11 protein-coding genes are annotated in these 15,891 nt (G+C 74.2%); 6 read left to right on the forward strand and 5 right to left on the reverse strand.

Annotated elements, in window-relative coordinates:
* Positions 1-59 precede the first annotated feature (59 nt).
* Positions 60-980 (forward strand): 5'-3' exonuclease, encoded by a 921-nt coding sequence (locus AB0K25_RS25485; RefSeq protein ID WP_363823110.1) that lies wholly within the window; start codon positions 60-62, stop codon positions 978-980.
* Between the two features lie 178 nt (positions 981-1,158).
* Here the strand turns inward: AB0K25_RS25485 and AB0K25_RS25490 are convergent, their stop codons facing one another.
* Both AB0K25_RS25490 and AB0K25_RS25495 read right to left on the reverse strand, forming a co-directional pair.
* A complete protein-coding gene (locus tag AB0K25_RS25490) occupies positions 1,159-2,046 on the reverse strand; it encodes an MHYT domain-containing protein (RefSeq protein ID WP_219461955.1) in 888 nt (295 codons plus the stop codon).
* 167 nt (positions 2,047-2,213) lie between these two features.
* Positions 2,214-5,018, reverse strand: coding sequence for a DEAD/DEAH box helicase (locus AB0K25_RS25495; protein WP_363823112.1), 2,805 nt, complete (start codon positions 5,016-5,018; stop codon positions 2,214-2,216).
* Positions 5,019-5,182: 164 nt separating this feature from the next.
* On the opposite strand from AB0K25_RS25495, the gene AB0K25_RS25500 reads away from it, so the two are divergent.
* Positions 5,183-5,872 (forward strand): HAD-IA family hydrolase, encoded by a 690-nt coding sequence (locus tag AB0K25_RS25500; protein ID WP_363823176.1) that lies wholly within the window; start codon positions 5,183-5,185, stop codon positions 5,870-5,872.
* Entirely contained in the window at positions 5,869-6,738 is an 870-nt protein-coding gene (locus AB0K25_RS25505; protein WP_363823114.1) for an EamA family transporter, read from the forward strand. Before AB0K25_RS25500 ends, AB0K25_RS25505 begins: the two co-directional genes overlap by 4 nt.
* Positions 6,739-6,800: 62 nt before the next feature.
* Here AB0K25_RS25505 and AB0K25_RS25510 read toward each other — a convergent pair whose 3' ends face one another.
* Together AB0K25_RS25510 and AB0K25_RS25515 are read right to left on the reverse strand one after the other, a co-directional pair.
* Positions 6,801-7,727 (reverse strand): diacylglycerol kinase family protein, encoded by a 927-nt coding sequence (locus tag AB0K25_RS25510; RefSeq protein WP_091240171.1) that lies wholly within the window; start codon positions 7,725-7,727, stop codon positions 6,801-6,803.
* A gap of 401 nt (positions 7,728-8,128) precedes the next feature.
* Positions 8,129-8,452 carry a TraR/DksA C4-type zinc finger protein gene (locus tag AB0K25_RS25515; protein WP_091240169.1) on the reverse strand — a complete coding sequence of 108 codons (324 nt, stop codon included), beginning with the start codon at positions 8,450-8,452 and terminating at the stop codon, positions 8,129-8,131.
* Positions 8,453-8,864: 412 nt separating this feature from the next.
* Here AB0K25_RS25515 and AB0K25_RS25520 point away from each other — a divergent pair, with 412 nt between their 5' ends.
* From AB0K25_RS25520 to AB0K25_RS25530, 3 genes are all read left to right on the forward strand, one after another.
* Positions 8,865-10,523: an FAD-dependent oxidoreductase gene (locus AB0K25_RS25520; protein WP_363823116.1), complete on the forward strand. Its 1,659-nt coding sequence runs from the start codon at positions 8,865-8,867 to the stop codon at positions 10,521-10,523.
* Positions 10,520-11,956 (forward strand): ATP-binding protein, encoded by a 1,437-nt coding sequence (locus AB0K25_RS25525; protein WP_357018565.1) that lies wholly within the window; start codon positions 10,520-10,522, stop codon positions 11,954-11,956. Before AB0K25_RS25520 ends, AB0K25_RS25525 begins: the two co-directional genes overlap by 4 nt.
* Before the next feature lie 231 nt (positions 11,957-12,187).
* Entirely contained in the window at positions 12,188-12,925 is a 738-nt protein-coding gene (locus AB0K25_RS25530) for a MerR family transcriptional regulator (RefSeq protein WP_219461946.1), read from the forward strand.
* 46 nt (positions 12,926-12,971) lie between these two features.
* Here the strand turns inward: AB0K25_RS25530 and AB0K25_RS25535 are convergent, their stop codons facing one another.
* Positions 12,972-15,851 (reverse strand): LuxR family transcriptional regulator, encoded by a 2,880-nt coding sequence (locus AB0K25_RS25535; protein ID WP_219461945.1) that lies wholly within the window; start codon positions 15,849-15,851, stop codon positions 12,972-12,974.
* Positions 15,852-15,891 lie beyond the last annotated feature (40 nt).

Below are 15,891 nucleotides of genomic sequence, written 5' to 3' on the forward strand. Positions count from 1 at the left end.
CCGGGTCGACCGTCGTGCCGTCCCCCATCCCGTCGGTGGGGTGTGCCAGGCTGTCGGGCGTGGCAGACCAACCCCCGATCCTGCTGATCGACGCCCCCAGCCTCTACTTCCGGGCCTACTTCGGGGTGCCTGAGTCGGCGGCGCGGACCGACGACGGCCAGCCGGTCAACGCCGTGCGCGGGTTCCTCGACATGCTCGCCCACCTGGTCCGCACCCGCCGGCCCGACCGGATGGTCTGCGCGCTCGACCACGACTGGCGGCCCGCCTGGCGGGTGGAGCTGCTGCCGTCGTACAAGGCGCACCGGGTCGCCCCCGAGGGAGGTGAGGAGGTGCCGGACACCCTCTCCCCGCAGGTGCCGGTGATCCTCGACGTGCTGGCCGCGATCGGCATCACCGCCGCCGGGGCCACCGGCTACGAGGCCGACGACGTGCTGGGCACCCTGTCGGTCACCCAACCCGGCCCGGTGGAGGTGGTCTCCGGCGACCGGGACCTGTTCCAGCTCATCGACGACGCCCGCCGGGTCCGGTTGCTCTACGTCGGTCGCGGGGTGGCCAAGCTCGACGACTGCGACGACGCCGCCGTCCGGGCCCGCTACGGTGTCCCCGCCGACCGGTACGCCGACTTCGCCGCGCTGCGCGGCGACCCGAGCGACGGGCTGCCCGGGGTGCCCGGGGTCGGCGAGAAGACCGCCGCCCGGCTGATCGACCGCTACGGCGGCCTGCCCGGCATCCTCGCCGCGCTCGACGACCCGGGCTCCGGCTTCGCCCCGGGGCTGCGGGCCAAGCTCGACGGCGCCCGCGACTATCTGGCGGTGGCCCCGAAGGTGGTCCGGGTCGCCACCGACGTGCCGCTGCCGACGCTGGTCACCACGCTACCCACCGCGCCCGCCGATCCCGACCGGCTGTTGGAGCTGGCCCAACGGTGGAACCTGGCCGGCTCCTGCCGACGGCTGGTCGACGCCCTCGCCGCGCAGCCCTGACCCGGCCGGCCACGGCTGTGCGGGCCCGGCCGGTGGACGTCCCGGCCGGGCCGGGCCCGGTGCGCGCGACGCACGCCCGGCAAGCGCGGCGGGGACAGCCCCGGTGCGAGCCCGGTCAGCCCCGGTGCGAGCCCGGTCAGCGCGGGGGCGGGCCCGGTCAGCGCGGGGGCGGGCCCGGTCAGCGCGGGGGCGGGACGTCCCGGCGGGACGGGAACGGGGTGCCCGGCCGACCCAGGGTGGCCGACCGGCTACGCAGTCCCACCGGGTCCGGGGCGGTCTCCGGTTCGACCACCGGCGCGTTGGCCTGCCGGGCGTGCAGGTAGGCGGCGGCGGCCCGGTCGTCGTCGGTGGGGGCGGCGAGCAACGCGTAGACCAGCCCGACCACCACGAGGATCACCGCGAGGACGATCGGCACCAGCAGCGTGCTCACCCCCGCGCCGGTCAGCTCCCCGCGCCGCTCGTGCAGGTGCACCGACAGGGCACTCATCCCGGTGAAGTGCATACCGTTGACGGCGACCCCCATGACCAGGGCCGACCCGGCGATCGCCAGCCCCCGGCGGACGGTCATCGCCAGCCACAGCGCCACGGTGGCCGCGACGACGGCGATGGCCACCGACAGCCCGACCCGGGTGGCGTCGTAGCTCAGGTCGCCGTTGAGCCGCATCGCCGCCATCCCCGTGTAGTGCATGGCGGCGACACCGATGCCGGTGAACAGGCCACCGCCGAGGACCTTCGCGGCACCCAGCCGACCGGTGCCGACGATGGCCAGGCCGATCCCGACGGCGGTGACGGCGATCACCGTACTGGCGACGGTGAGCGGAACGTCGTAGCGGATCCGGGTGCCGGTGACCGCGAAGCCGAGCATGGCCATGAAGTGCATCGCCCAGATCGCCGTGCCGCCGATCGCCCAGGCCGCCAGCAGACCCCACCAGAAGCGCTGCCCGGAGCTGGTGGCGGTACGGATCCGCCCGACGCAGACCAGACCGAGGAACGAACCGAGCACGGACAGTGCGTAACTCAACGCGGGTGTGATCCACCCGTACTCAAAGTGATTGATCTCCGCCACGGCGGCCTTCCCCCCACTCATTACCGGCGCGTAGGAGACCGCGCCCGAGCAATGATCGGGGAGGCTCCGAGCAGGCGCAACATCGGCCCCCCGGTTTCCTGGCCGGTGCCGTCACGGTGACCGTGCGATGCGTCGATTCACCGCCCGTCGGTGACCGAAAGTGATGATCAGGCGGAGGTGTAATGGGCAAGTACGCCCCGGTTCACGGCCGCGATCGCCTGCCGCGCGGTGGCCCGCAGCTCGATCGACGCCCCACCGGAGTCGGATAGCTGACCGAGCAGGTCGGCGACCTGCCGGGCCCACCGGACGAAGTCCCCGGCGGGCATCTCACCGTCGATCTGGTGCCCGCTGGCGAGCACCTTGGCCAGGGTCTCCCCCCGCGCCCAGCGGTAGATCGGCCAGGCGAACCCGAAATCCGGTTCCCGGGTCACGGTCAACCCCCGCTCTGCCTCGTCGGCCTCGATCTCGCTCCACAACTTGAGCGTCTCGTCGACCGCGTCGGCGACCGGCCCGCGCGGCAGCGACGCCCGCTCGTCGACGTCCCGGCGGGCCTCGAAGACCACCACCGACACGGCGGCGGCCAACTCCGCCGGGGACAGCCCGTCCCAGACGCCCCGCCGCAGGCACTCGGCGACCAGCAGGTCCGCCTCGGTCCAGATCCGGCCGAGCATCCGCCCGGCGTCGGTCACCCGCCCGTCGGCGGACAGGTAGCCCCGGGCGGTCAACAACGCGACGATTCGGTCGAAGGTCCGGGCCAGCGAGCCGGTCCGCCCCGACACCCGCTGCCGCAGCTCCTCCGTGTCGTTCTCCAACCGGCGTCGCCGCTCCGCCCAACGGGCGTGGTCCTCCCGTTCCGGGCAGGCGTGGCAGGGGTGCCGACGCAGCTCGGTGCGGAGCTGGCTGAGCCGGTGGTCCTCACCGGCGGCCTGCCGGGAACGCCCGCCCCGCCGGCCGCCGTGCCGGTCCAGCCCGGTGCTGCTCACCTCGGCCGCGAGATCCCGCCGGGCGGCCGGTGAGCGGTGGTTGAAGTGCTTGGGCACCCGGATGCGGGCGAGCACCTCGGCCGGGGTGGTGAAGTCGCCGGGACTGATCCGCCCCGCCCAACGGTCCTGGGTGAGCACCAGCGGCCGGGGCTCCCCGAACCCCCCGGTCGCCGGGTCGAGGACGACCGCGAGCCCGGCCCGCCGCCCGGACGGCACCCGGATCACGTCACCGACCCGCAACCGCTCCAACGCCGCCACCGCGGCGGCCTTACGCTGGGTCTGCCCCTGCCGGGCGATGGCCCGCTCCCGGTCGGCGATGGCCACCCGCAACGCGAAATACTCGTCGAAGTCACCCTGGTGGCAGACCGCCTCCGCGCCGTACGCCTCGATGGTCTCGGTGTTGCGCTGCACCTGGCGGGCCAGCCCGACCACCGACCGGTCCGCCTGGAACTGCGCGAACGACGACTCCAGCAACGCGCGGGCCGGCTCGACGCCGACACTGCCGACCAGGTTCACCGCCATGTTGTACGACGGCCGGAAGCTCGACCGCAGCGGATAGGTGCGGGTGGAGGCCAGGCCCGCCACGTGCCGGGGGTCGGTCTCCGGCGACCAGACCACCACCGCGTGCCCCTCGACGTCGATGCCCCGTCGACCGGCCCGCCCGGTGAGCTGGGTGTACTCCCCCGGGGTCAGATCGACGTGGGCCTCGCCGTTGAACTTGACCAGCCGCTCCAGCACCACGCACCGGGCCGGCATGTTGATGCCCAACGCCAGGGTCTCGGTGGCGAAGACCGCCTTGACCAGGCCCCGGACGAACAGCTCCTCGACGACCTCCTTGAACACCGGCAGCATCCCGGCGTGGTGGGCGGCCAGACCACGCTCCAACCCGTCGAGCCACTCCCAGTAGCCCAGGACGCTGAGATCCTCACCGGGGATCGCGGTGACCCGCGACTCCACCACCCGGCGGATCTCGGCGCGTTCCTCCGCCGAGGTCAACCGCAGGCCGGCCGCCAGGCACTGCTGCACGGCGGCGGCGCAGCCGGCCCGGCTGAAGATGAACAGGATCGCCGGGAGCAGCCCCTCCCGGTCCAGCCGGTCGACGATGTCGGGGCGCATCGGGCCCCGCCAGCGCGGGCCACGCCGCCCGCCGCCGGGGCCGGCGCTGCGCCCCTCCCCCAGCTCCAGCCGCCGGGTCTGCTCCCGGGTGTAGCGCAGCAGCTCGGGGTGCACGTCGTGCTTGCGGGCCGCGTCGGCGTCGTGGAAGAGGTCGAACATCCGCTTGCCGACGAGCATGTGCTGCCACAGCGGCACCGGCCGGTGCTCGCTGACCACCACCGCCGTCTCACCGCGCACGGTGACCAGCCAGTCGGCGAACTCCTCGGCGTTGGAGACCGTCGCCGACAGCGACACCAGGGTCACCGAGGAGGGCAGGTGGATGATCACCTCTTCCCAGACCCCGCCCCGGAACCGGTCGGCGAGGTAGTGCACCTCGTCCATCACCACGTAGGCCAGGCCGGCCAGGGTGGTCGACCCGGCGTAGAGCATGTTGCGCAGCACCTCGGTGGTCATCACCACCACCGGGGCGTCCCCGTTGATCGCGTTGTCGCCGGTGAGCAGGCCGACCTGCGCGGCCCCGTAACGCTGCACCAGGTCGTGGTATTTCTGGTTGGACAGCGCCTTGATCGGCGTGGTGTAGAAACACTTGCGCCGCACCGGTGGCGTCGCCGGCTCGTCGGCCGCCGCCGACACCGCCGCAGGCGTGCCCCGCAACGCCAGGTGGACGGCGAACTCACCCACCACCGTCTTGCCCGCCCCGGTCGGGGCGCAGACCAGCACCCCGCTGCCCCGCTCCAACGACTGGCACGCCTCGCGCTGGAAATCGTCGAGATCGAACCCCAGGTCGAGGGCGAACTCTTCCAGGGCCGGGAACTGGGCGGCCTGGGCAGCCCGGCGGCGTGCCTCGGCGTACCGCTCGGCGGGGCTCGACATGTCAGCAAGATTAATCGGTACCCCCGACGGCCACCCGCCAAGGCCGTCCGGCAGCGGGGTCGGGGCGGGTCGGTAGGGTGCACGACGTGCCGGATCACGTCGAACCGCCCGAAGCCACGAACGGCGTCGGGGACACCCCCCGAACCGACGCGTCCCGCCGCCCCGTGCAGGCCGTGCTCTTCGACTTCCACGGCACCCTCGCGCAGGTCGAACCCGCCCACGACTGGGTGGTCGCCGCCGCGGCGACGTGCGGGGTGAGCCTGGAGCGGATGCGGGCCACCGCGCTGGCCGACCGGCTGCTCACCGCGGGCCGGGCCGGTGGACCGCTGCCGGCCCGGGTGCCACCCCGACTGGCCGAGCTGTGGGCCGACCGGGATCTCTACGAGCACGCCCACCGGGCCGCGTACACCGGGCTGGCCGAGACGGTCGACGCCGGGATCGAGGGCTTCGCCGAGGCGCTCTACGAACGGGTGCTGGTGCCGCAGGGCTGGGTGCCCTACCCGGACACCGCGCCGGTGCTGACCGCACTGCGGGCCGCCGGGATTCCGGTGGCGGTGGTGAGCAACATCGGCTTCGACCTGCGGCCGTTCTTCGCCGCCTGGGGGCTGGCCGACCTCGTCGACGCGTACGCGCTGTCGTACGAGGTGGGCCGGTGCAAACCGGACCCGGGCATCTTCCTGCGGGCCTGCGGGATGCTGCGGGTGGACCCCGAGCGGACCCTGATGGTCGGCGACACCCCCGCCGACGCCGGGGCGGTCGCCGCCGGGTGCGGCGCGCTGGTGCTGCCGGCCGCCGGCCCCGGCCGCCCCAACGGCCTCGGCGCCGTGCTCGACCTGGCCCTGCCCTCCCCATGATCGACACTTCCGGCCGGACGGCGGCGGTCGGACTGGTGCTCGGCGGGGCGCTGTCGGTGCACTTCGGCTCCGCCGTCGCCGCGCTGCTCTTCCCCCGGGTCGGGGTGGCCGGCACGGTCACCCTGCGGCTGGCCATCGGGGCGCTGCTGATGCTGCTGGTGTGCCGTCCCCGGTGGCGCGGGCACGACCGGGCGGACTGGCTGGCCGTCGGTACCTTCGGCCTCGCCCTGGCCGGCATGAACTCGGTCTTCTACCAGGCCATCGAACGCATTCCGCTCGGCCCGGCGGTGACCCTGGAGGTGCTCGGGCCGCTCACCCTGTCGGTGCTGACCGCCCGCCGGTGGACGGCCTGGTGCTGGGCCGGGCTCGCGCTCGCCGGGGTGGCCCTACTGGGCCAGGGCGGATTCGACCGGCTGCACCCGGTCGGCGCCGCCCTCGCGCTCGGGGCGGGCGCGCTGTGGGCCGCGTACATCGTCTGCTCCGCGCGGGTCGGCGGCCGGTTCCCCCGCGCCGACGGACTGGCCCTCGCCCTCGCCCTCGCCGCCGTGCTCACCCTGCCGTTCGGTCTGGCCGACGCCGGGGCGCGACTGTGGCATCCGGGGGTGCTGGCCCTCGGCACCGGGCTGGCGCTGCTCGCCTCGGTGCTGCCCTACACCCTGGAACTGCTGGCCCTGCGCCGGCTGGCCACCTCGACCTTCGCGGTGCTGATGAGTCTCGGGCCGGCGCTCGCCGCGCTCGCCGGCTGGCTGATCCTCGGCCAGGACCTGCACCCGGTCGAGGTGCTGGCGATCGGCCTGGTGGTCGTCGCCAGCATCGGCGCGGTCCGGGCCGCCGCCCCGCGCGTCGCCGCCCCTCCCGGCGGGTAGGTGGCCGGCGGGTGGGGGCGGTCCTGCCCTGCCCACACCGGTGCCGCCGCCGCAGGGGCCGCTCAGCGCAGCAGCCGCACCGCCCCGGGCACCGCGGTGATCCGCACCGGCAGGTCCAGGGACCGCTCGCCGTCGGCGTACGTGGTGATGCCCTCGGCGGCCACCTCGACGGTACGGGCCCGGTAGCTGCGCACCAGCGGATGCGCCACGTGGGTGCCGGCGTAGATGCGCGGCTTGACCCGGATCAGGGTGCGCCGGTCGAACCGGCCGCCGACCACCACGTCCAGCAGCCCGTCGGTGGGGTCGGCGGCGGGGCAGATCCGCATCCCACCACCGTAGCTGGCGCAGTTGCCCACGGCGATCAGCACGGCGTCCACGTGGTGTTCCGTGCCGTCGAGGCGCAGCGTGTAGCGACGCGGGCGCAACCGGGCCAACTCGACCAGGATCGCCAGGTCGTACCGGCGGGGGCCGCGCGGCCAGCGCATCCGGTTGGCGCGCTCGTTGACGATCGCGTCGAATCCGGCGGCGAGAACCGCGCCGTACCAGCGGTCGGCACCACCGGCGGTGGACATCCGGGCCAGGTCGACCGGGTGGGTGCGACCGGCGCGCAGCGCGGCGGCGATCACCTCGACGGCGGCGAGCGGGTCGGCCGGGAACCCGGTGTCGGCGGCGAAGTCGTTGCCGGTGCCCGCCGGCACCGGGCCGAACGGCACGGCCGTGCCGGCGACCACCTGGAGGGCCTGGTGGACGGTGCCGTCACCGCCGACCGCGACCAGCGCGGACGCTCCGGCGGCGACCGCCGCGCGGCAGGCCGCCTCCGCTTCGGCCGGGGTGTGCGCGGTGAGCAGTTCCACCGGCCGACCGGCCGTGGCGAGGCCGTCGAGCACCCGGGGCAGCAGACCCCGATGGCGGCCCCGGCCGGCGGTGGGATTGGCGAGCACGGCGACCGGGCCGGCCGCCCGGTGATCGTCTGCGGTCACGGCGAGCACCGTACCGGTTCGTACCACGCTCCGGCTCCCCTGACTGCGGCGTCCTGATTGGGCGCCTGGTCGATGGTGACGCCGGGGGTCAGCTCGCGTAAGGCATCCTAGGTAGCTAGGTGGTTGATGGGGCGGTCGTCGGGGCCGGCGGCCCGGTGGGTGGGTTCCCCGGCATCATGGCGGGGCGGAACGGGGTTCCGAGCTTCCCCGGCCTCCCGGCAGGACACCGTTGCCGGGAGGCCGGGGAGAATCCGCCCGCCGGGGCGACCGCCCCGCTGGCGGCCGGCCCGACACCAGCGAGGCCATCAATCAGAAAGGCCGGCCACCGGCGAGGCCATCGACCGGAAAGGGCAATCAGCGGATGGGGTCCCCGACCCCATCCCGCCCCACCGCCGGCTACGGACGGCCGGTCAGCCGTGCGCCTTCTGCTGGCAGGGAACGCAGAATCGGGCCTGCGGCAGCACCTCCAACCGTTCCGCCGGGATCGCCGCCTCGCAGCGTTCGCAGCGGCCGTAGCCGCCCTCGGCCAGCCGTCGCAGCGCTGCGGCCAGGTGGTCCAGGCTCTGCCTGGTGGCCGCGATCAACGCGCCCCGGGTGTGCGCCTCGGCCGGGTCGCCGGTGTCGGCGGTCAGCTCGGTCAACCGGGCCGTCTGCGTCGCGAACTGATCGGTGAGGGCCTGGCGGAGCATGGTCAGCCGGTGCTGCTCGGCCTGGTGGTGCAGGTCGGTGCTCATGGCGTGTCCTTTCGGGGCACCGCGCTTCGGGAAGCGGGGAACGACGGGCAGAAAAAGGGACGGAAACAGAAAAAGGGCCGAAGCCGAAATGGCTTCGCCCTGGTGGCCGATCCGGAGGAGGAGCGTTTCTCCGGGTGGGCCACGCCCGGCGGGGATCGGGCTCGGCCGCCCCTGGGTGGGCACGACGGCGGACTGTGCCGCACCGGGCGCCACCGCCTCGAACCGGCCGACCACGACCGCCGTCACCGGAGAACCGGTGGCGGTGGGACGGCGCAGTCGAACGGCCAGGGACATGAGGCCCACCATAGGCCGCGCCCCGACGAAAGCCAACGGATAATGCCACGGACACCCACCGCCGGACCGCCCCGGCGGCGCGGCGGCCCGGACCGCCCGCTGTGCTTACATGGGCACCATGGCACAGCCGGTGATCCTCACCATCGACGACGACCCCGCCGTCTCCCGGGCGGTCGCCCGGGACATCCGCCGCCGCTACGGCGACCGCTACCGGGTGGTCCGGGCCGACTCCGGCTCCGGCGGGTTGGAGGCGCTGCGGGAGATCAAGCTGCGCGGCGAACGGGTGGCGGTGCTGCTGGCCGACTACCGGATGCCCGAGATGAACGGCATCCAGTTCCTGGAGGCCGCGATGGACCTCTTCCCGGCCGCCCGCCGGGTGCTGCTGACCGCGTACGCCGACACCGAGGCGGCGATCGACGCGATCAACGTGGTCGACCTGGACCACTACCTGCTCAAGCCGTGGCACCCGCCGGAGGAGAAGCTCTACCCGGTGGTGGACACCCTGCTGGAGGCCTGGGCGGCCAGCCCCGACCAGGCCAGCGACGAGATCCGGGTGGTCGGGCACCGCTGGTCGGCCCCGTCGTTCGCGGTCCGGGACTTCCTCGCCCGCAACCTGGTGCCCTACCGCTGGCTGCTCACCGACGACCCGGAGGGTGGCCGGCTGCTCGCCGCCGCCGGGGCCGACGCCACCGACGTACCGCTGGTGGTCACCCCGGACGGCAAGGCGCTGATCGCCCCGACGGAGGCGGAGTTGGCGGCGGTGGCCGGGCTCACCGTCGCCCCGTCCGCCGACTTCTACGACCTGGTGGTGGTCGGTGGCGGGCCGGCCGGACTCGGCGCGGCCGTCTACGGGGCGTCGGAAGGGCTGCGCACCGTGCTGGTGGAGCGGCGGGCCACCGGCGGCCAGGCCGGGCAGAGCAGCCGGATCGAGAACTACCTCGGTTTCCCCGACGGGGTCTCCGGCGCCCAGCTCACCGACCGGGCCCGCCGGCAGGCGTTGAAGTTCGGCGCGGAACTGCTCAGCACCCGCGAGGTGGTGGGGCTGGAGAGCGCCGGGGCGGCCCGGCTGCTGCACTTCGGCGACGGCAGCACCATCGCCGCCCACACGGTGGTGCTGGCCACCGGGGTGTCCTACCGGGTGCTCGACGCGCCCGGCCTGGCCGACCTGACCGGGCTGGGGGTGTTCTACGGCGCGGCGTCGACCGAGGCCCCGAGCTGCGTCGACCAGGACGTGTGGATCGTCGGCGGGGCCAACTCGGCCGGCCAGGCGGCGGTGTACTTCTCCCGGTACGCCAGCCAGGTGCACCTGCTGATCCGGGGCGCCGACCTGACCGCCTCGATGTCGTCGTACCTGATCCAGCAGCTGGAACGCAACGACCGGATCGTCGTGCACCCGCACACCGAGGTGGTCGGTGGCGACGGTGACGGGCACCTGGAACGACTGCGGCTGCGCGACACCCGCAGCGGCGACGTCCGCGAGATGGACGCCAGTTGGCTGTTCATCTTCATCGGCGCGGAACCACGCACCGAGTGGCTGGACGGGGTGCTGGTCCGCGACGAGCGGGGCTTCATCGTCGCCGGCCCGGACCTGACCGCAGGCGGCCGGCGACCACCCGGCTGGACCCTGGCCCGCGACCCGTACCACCTCGAGTCGAGCCTGCCGGGGGTGTTCGCCGCCGGGGACGTGCGGGCCTCGTCGGTCAAGCGCGTCGCCTCGGCGGTCGGTGAGGGCGCGATGGCCGTCTCGCTGGTACACCGTTATCTGGAGGCACAGTGAGCGACTCCGACGAACGACTCACCCCGGACCAGCTGCGGGAGCTGTTCCTGTTCGCCGCCCTCGACGCCGGGCAGCTCGACTGGCTGGCCGAGCACGGCCGGGTCGAGCAGCGGGCCGCCGGGACCGTCGTCTACGCCGAGGGCGAGCCGGCGACCTGCTTCTTCACCCTGCTGTCCGGCACCGTGTCGATGAGCCGGCGGGTGCACGGGGACGACCTGGAGGTCAACCGCACCGACCAGCGCGGGGTGTACGGCGGGGCCACCCAGGCGTACCTGGGCGGGCAGGTCGACCAGGTCTACCTGAACACCCTGCGGGCGGTCACCGACGCCGAGTTCCTGGTGCTGCCCTCCGAGACGTTCGCCCACGCGGTGCGGACCTGGTTCCCGATGGCGATGCACCTGCTGGAGGGGCTGTTCTTCGGGATGCGCGACACCCAGAGCATCGTCGGCGAGCGGGAACGGCTGCTCGCCCTCGGTTCGTTGTCGGCCGGGCTCACCCACGAGCTGAACAACCCGGCCGGCGCGGCCGTACGGGCCACCTCGGCGTTGCGGGACCGGGTCGCCGGGATGCGGCACAAACTGGCGATGATCGCCGACGGCCGGCTCGACGGCAGCCGGCTGCACGCCCTGGTGGAGTTGCAGGAGGAGGCGGTGAAGCGGGCCGCCCGCGCGCCGCAACTGTCCCCGATGGCCGTCAGCGACGCCGAGGACGAGCTGGCCGACTGGCTGGACGGGCAGCGGCTCACCGCCGGCTGGGACCTGGCGCCGACACTGGTCGCCGCCGGCCTGGACGTCGCCTGGCTGGAACAGGTCCGCGAGGTGGTCGGCCCGCAGGACCTGGAGTCGGCGGTGCGGTGGCTTGCGTACACGTTGGACACCGAGCAGTTGATGGCCGAGATCGACGACGCGGTCACCCGGATCTCCACCCTGGTCGGCGCGGCCAAGCAGTACTCGCAGCTGGACCGGGCCCCGCACCAGGTGGTGGACGTGCACGACCTGCTCGACGCCACCCTGGTGATGTTCAAGGCCAAGATCCCGCCGGGGGTACGGGTGGTCCGCGACTACGACCGGGACCTGCCGCCCCTGCCGGCGTACGCGGCTGAGCTGAACCAGGTGTGGACGAACCTGATCGACAACGCCCTGTCGGCGATGGGCGCGCAGGGCGTGCTGACACTGCGCACCGGGCGGGCCGGCGACCTGTTGACGGTCGAGGTGGCCGACACCGGACCCGGCATTCCCGAGGCGGTACGGCCGCGCATCTTCGAGCCTTTCTTCACGACCAAGGGCGTCGGTGAGGGCACCGGTCTGGGGTTGGACATCTCGTACCGGATCGTGGTCAACAAGCACCACGGCGACATCCGGGTGGACAGCGTGCCGGGGGCGACCGTGTTCCGGGTGCTGCTGCCGTTCACCGCGCCCGCCCGCGCCGGCTGACCGCTGGGACAGGCTGACCGGTGGGACAGGAGTGGAGAGACCGGGCGATACGGGACAGTGATCGCGCGCTCACGGAGGATAATGGTTGATCGCCGACGGGGACAAGTAGTGGTTCCCCTCCTGTCGCCCGGCAGTTACCCGGTCATACGCTCGGCCCCGGGAAGTCCCGCCGTCCGCCGCAACCGGCCGGCAGGTCGCCGTACCCCGTCCCCGACGCCTGCGGAGGCCACCGTGACCATCGACCGGGTGACGACCGGGCCGGCTACCGCCGGCACCGCGGTCGGATACACCGTGGAGGAGCTAGCCCGTAAGGTGGGGATGTCGGCGCGCAACATCCGCGCCCACCAGGCCCGCCGGCTGCTGGCCCCACCGGTGCGCCGGGGTCGGGTAGCGCTCTACGACGACTCCCACGTCCGCCGCCTCGAGGCCATCCTGACCCTGCAACGGCAGGGCTTCAACCTGGTCTCCATCGAGGCGATGCTCGGCGTGCGCAGCGGCGACGAGGCACCCGACGGCCTGACCGCGATGCTGCAACGGCTGGCCACCGAACGGCCCGCGCTCACCCACGCGCTGACCCGGCACGGGGTGCTCGGACGTGCCCCCGACGGCACGGTCCGCACGGTGCGGCCCCGGCCGCTGCGCGCCGCGCTGGACCTGCACCGGGTACGGATGGGCACGGTGCCGGCGTTGCAGGCGCTCAGCGAGGTGCTGGACAGCGTCCGGCCCCTCGCCGACGAACTGGTCGCGGCCGTCACCGCCCGGATGTTGGCCCTCGCCCCCGAACTGGGTGGCACCGGTGACCGTCCGTCGTGGTCCGACGTGGACCGGGAGACGATCCTGCTGACCCAGGGGGTGGTCAACGTGCTCACCGAGGCGTTCCGGCTGGCGGTGGAGGACCAGGCGGAGGCCTACGTCGCGGACCTGCTGGAGAATCCGCCCGGCCCGCAGCGGCCCGTCGACAACGGCTGACCGGGTCGTGACCGACCCGTGGGCCGCTCCTGCGTCGCGGGGCCGGTCAGCGGTCCGTGTCGTCGAAGCGGGACACCCAGGCGACCAGACCGGACCGGGACTCCACCCCCGCCTTGCGGTAGATCCGGGTCAGGTGCGCCTCCACGGTGCGGGGGCTGATGTGGAGCTGACGGCCGATCAGCCGGTTGGTGACACCGGTGGTGGCCAGCCGGGCGATGTGCCACTCCCGGTCGGTCAGCGCGGTCTCGGCGAGCGCCCGCAGCGGTCGGGCCAGCCGCAGGCCGACCCGGTCGGTGCCGCACCGGGCCGCCAGTTCCAACGCCCGGTGGCGGGCCCGGGCGGCGGTGGGACCGCCCTGGTCCACCACGTCCGCCGCGCGGGCGATCGAGACCAGGGCCAGGCTGTGCCGCAACACCATGCCGGCGGCCCGGAACCGGTCCGCCGCGGCACGCAGGTAGGGCATGGCCGCCGCCACCTCCCCGCGGGCGAGCAGCACCTCCCCGTACGCCGACTCGGCGAAGGCGCGCTGCCCGGGCAGGTCGATCAGGTCGGCGGCCACCAACGCGGCCTCGGCCCGGCGCTGCGCCTCGGGCAGTTCCCCGGCGGCCAGCGCCGCAGCGCAGAGCAGCTCGTGCCACATCGGACGCAGGGATGCCTGGAGGCGGGTCAGTCGGCTGTCCCCACCGGCGTCGGTGAGCATCTCCCGGCAGGTGACCGGGTCACCGGCGAGCAGGGTCGCGGTGGCCAACGCGGTCGCCGCGGTGCGCCCGGACCAGCTGTCCAGGTCACTGGCGTACTCCACCGCGCCGCGGGCCAGCGCCACCGCGCGTTCGTCGTCGCGGGGGCCGCCCCGCCAGGCGGTGCCCTGCGCCTCGAACGCGAGGGCGAAGCTGAGCAGGGAACGGCTGCCGATCCGGCGGGCGACGGTCCCGGCTTCGGTGGCCAGCGCGATCACCGTGCCGAGCTGCCCCCGGTGGTAGGCCACCTGGCTGCGGCCGAGCAGCAGTTGGCACAGGCCGTCGTCGCGGTGGGCGTCACGGACCAGGGCGATGCCGCGGTCCAGGTGCCGGCTGGCGTCGGCGGGGCGTTCCAGGAACAGCTCGGCCAGGCCCAGGGCCAGCAGACAGTCGGGGTGGTCGCGCAGGTCCCGGTCGGGCAGCGCGTCGACGATCGGCGTCGCGGTGGCGAGCAGGTCCCGGGCGATGGCGACGTCACCGTCGTGGGCGGCGGCGAGTACCCGTACCGCGAGCAGACCGGCCCGGTCGATGCCGCTGGCGTCTCCGTCGGGTGCGCCGCCGGGCACCGGCGCGGGGTGGCCGGACAGGATGCCGACGGCACCGAGTTCGGTGGCGAGCTGGTACGCCCCGGCGCTCGGCGTCGGCATCCTGATCAGCTCCCGGCGGCTGATCGCGGCGGCCTCCGCGTAGTTGCCCAACAGCCGTTCCACCCGCACCCACTGGGCGACGGCGGCTGCCCGCCGACCCGCCGGGTCGGCGGGCAGCTCCGGGACGACCTCCCGCAGCAACGTCCGGCTCTCGGCGAGGTCGCCCGCCTCCCCGGTGATCCGGGCCAACAGCAGGGTGACGTCGTGCCGGCTGTCGGGGGAACCGGCCGGTGGGCGTAACGCGCGCAACGCCGCCCGCAGCCAACGGACGGCCAGTTCCGGGGCCTCGCGGCGGATCTCCCTCGCGGCCCGGCAGAGCACCTCGACGTACGGTTCGACCGGCCGGTCGTGGGGCAGGCCGAGCAGCTGTTCGGCCTGCGCCACCCGTTCCGCCGGAGGCGCGTCCCCGGCGAGCAACGCGGTCAGCGCTCGGTGGTGGGCCTCGGCCCGCCAGGCCGGGTCGGTGTCCTGACGGACCGCCGAGCGCAGCAGCGGATGTCGGAAGGTGAACCGCGAGGTCGCCGGGACGACCCGCAACAGGTCGCGGCGGACCAGGCGCCACGCGGACTCGTTGACCAGCGGTGGGGGCAGGCCGGCCACCTCGGCGAGCAGTTCCACCGCGCACGGCGTGTCCAGCACTGCGGCGGCGCGTAGGCACGCCGTGTCGGCCGGGGGCAGGCCGGCCCACTCGGCACGCAGGGTGGCCACCGCCCGGTCGGTGAGCCGGGGCGGGCCGGTCGACGGGGCGTCACGGTCACCGGTCGGCACGACGCCGGCCAGTGCGGTGAGGTAGCCGGGGACACCGGCGGCCCACTCGTGGCGTTCGTCCAGCTCATCCGGGTCGTCGTCCGGGTAGAGTTCGACGGTCTCGGCGAGGCTGAGCGGCTCCAGCTCGATGCGTTCCCGGCACCGACCCGCCGGGACGCCGGTGGCCGGTGGGCCGAACGGCATCGCGGTGGCCATCTGCCGGGGCCGGTAGGCCAGGATCAGCAGCAGCGGCGCGGGCACCGGGTAACGCAGCAGGTGGGTGACGAGCCCGATGGAGGCGGTGTCGGCCCAGTGCAGGTCGTCCAGGACGAGGGTAAGCCCGTCCCGGGCGGCCAGGGCGAGCAGCCGGCGGGCCAGTTGATAGGTGCGGAACAGCCGCACGTCGACCGGGCCGGCGAAGCGGGGCAGCAGCGCGCCGTCGGGTTCGGCCCCACCGGTGGGAGGTCGCCGTGGGTCGGCCCGGGGTGGCCGGGCGGTGCCGAAGGCGTGCCGGAAGACGTGGAACGGGATGCCCTGTTCGGCCTCCGCGCCGGTGCCGACGACGAGGGGCAGGGCCGGGGCGCAGCGGTCCAACGCCGCGTGCACGAAGCGGGTCTTGCCGATGCCGGGGTCGCCCACCACCTCGCAGACCACCTGCGTCGCGGTGCGTACGCGGTCGACGTGCGCGGCGCGCAGACGCGCGATCTCCGGGTGCCGCCCGACGAATGGTGGGCCGGCCACCGCGTTCTCCAGCCCAGCTGCCATCACGCAGATCACGTGCTTTCCCTGCGACACTCCAATGAGGATTGACGGGACTATACCGGGGCCAAGGAAG

The sequence above is a fragment of the Micromonospora sp. NPDC049257 genome, from assembly GCF_040678915.1.
Lineage (GTDB): Bacteria > Actinomycetota > Actinomycetes > Mycobacteriales > Micromonosporaceae > Micromonospora > Micromonospora antibiotica.

Coding starts and splice junctions, on each gene's coding strand:
- AB0K25_RS25495 (WP_363823112.1), bottom strand. CDS start 5,018: ATGTCGAGCCCCGCCGAGCGGTACGCCGAGGCACGCCGCCGGGCTGCC.
- AB0K25_RS25505 (WP_363823114.1), top strand. CDS start 5,869: ATGATCGACACTTCCGGCCGGACGGCGGCGGTCGGACTGGTGCTCGGC.
- AB0K25_RS25515 (WP_091240169.1), bottom strand. CDS start 8,452: ATGAGCACCGACCTGCACCACCAGGCCGAGCAGCACCGGCTGACCATG.
- AB0K25_RS25520 (WP_363823116.1), top strand. CDS start 8,865: ATGGCACAGCCGGTGATCCTCACCATCGACGACGACCCCGCCGTCTCC.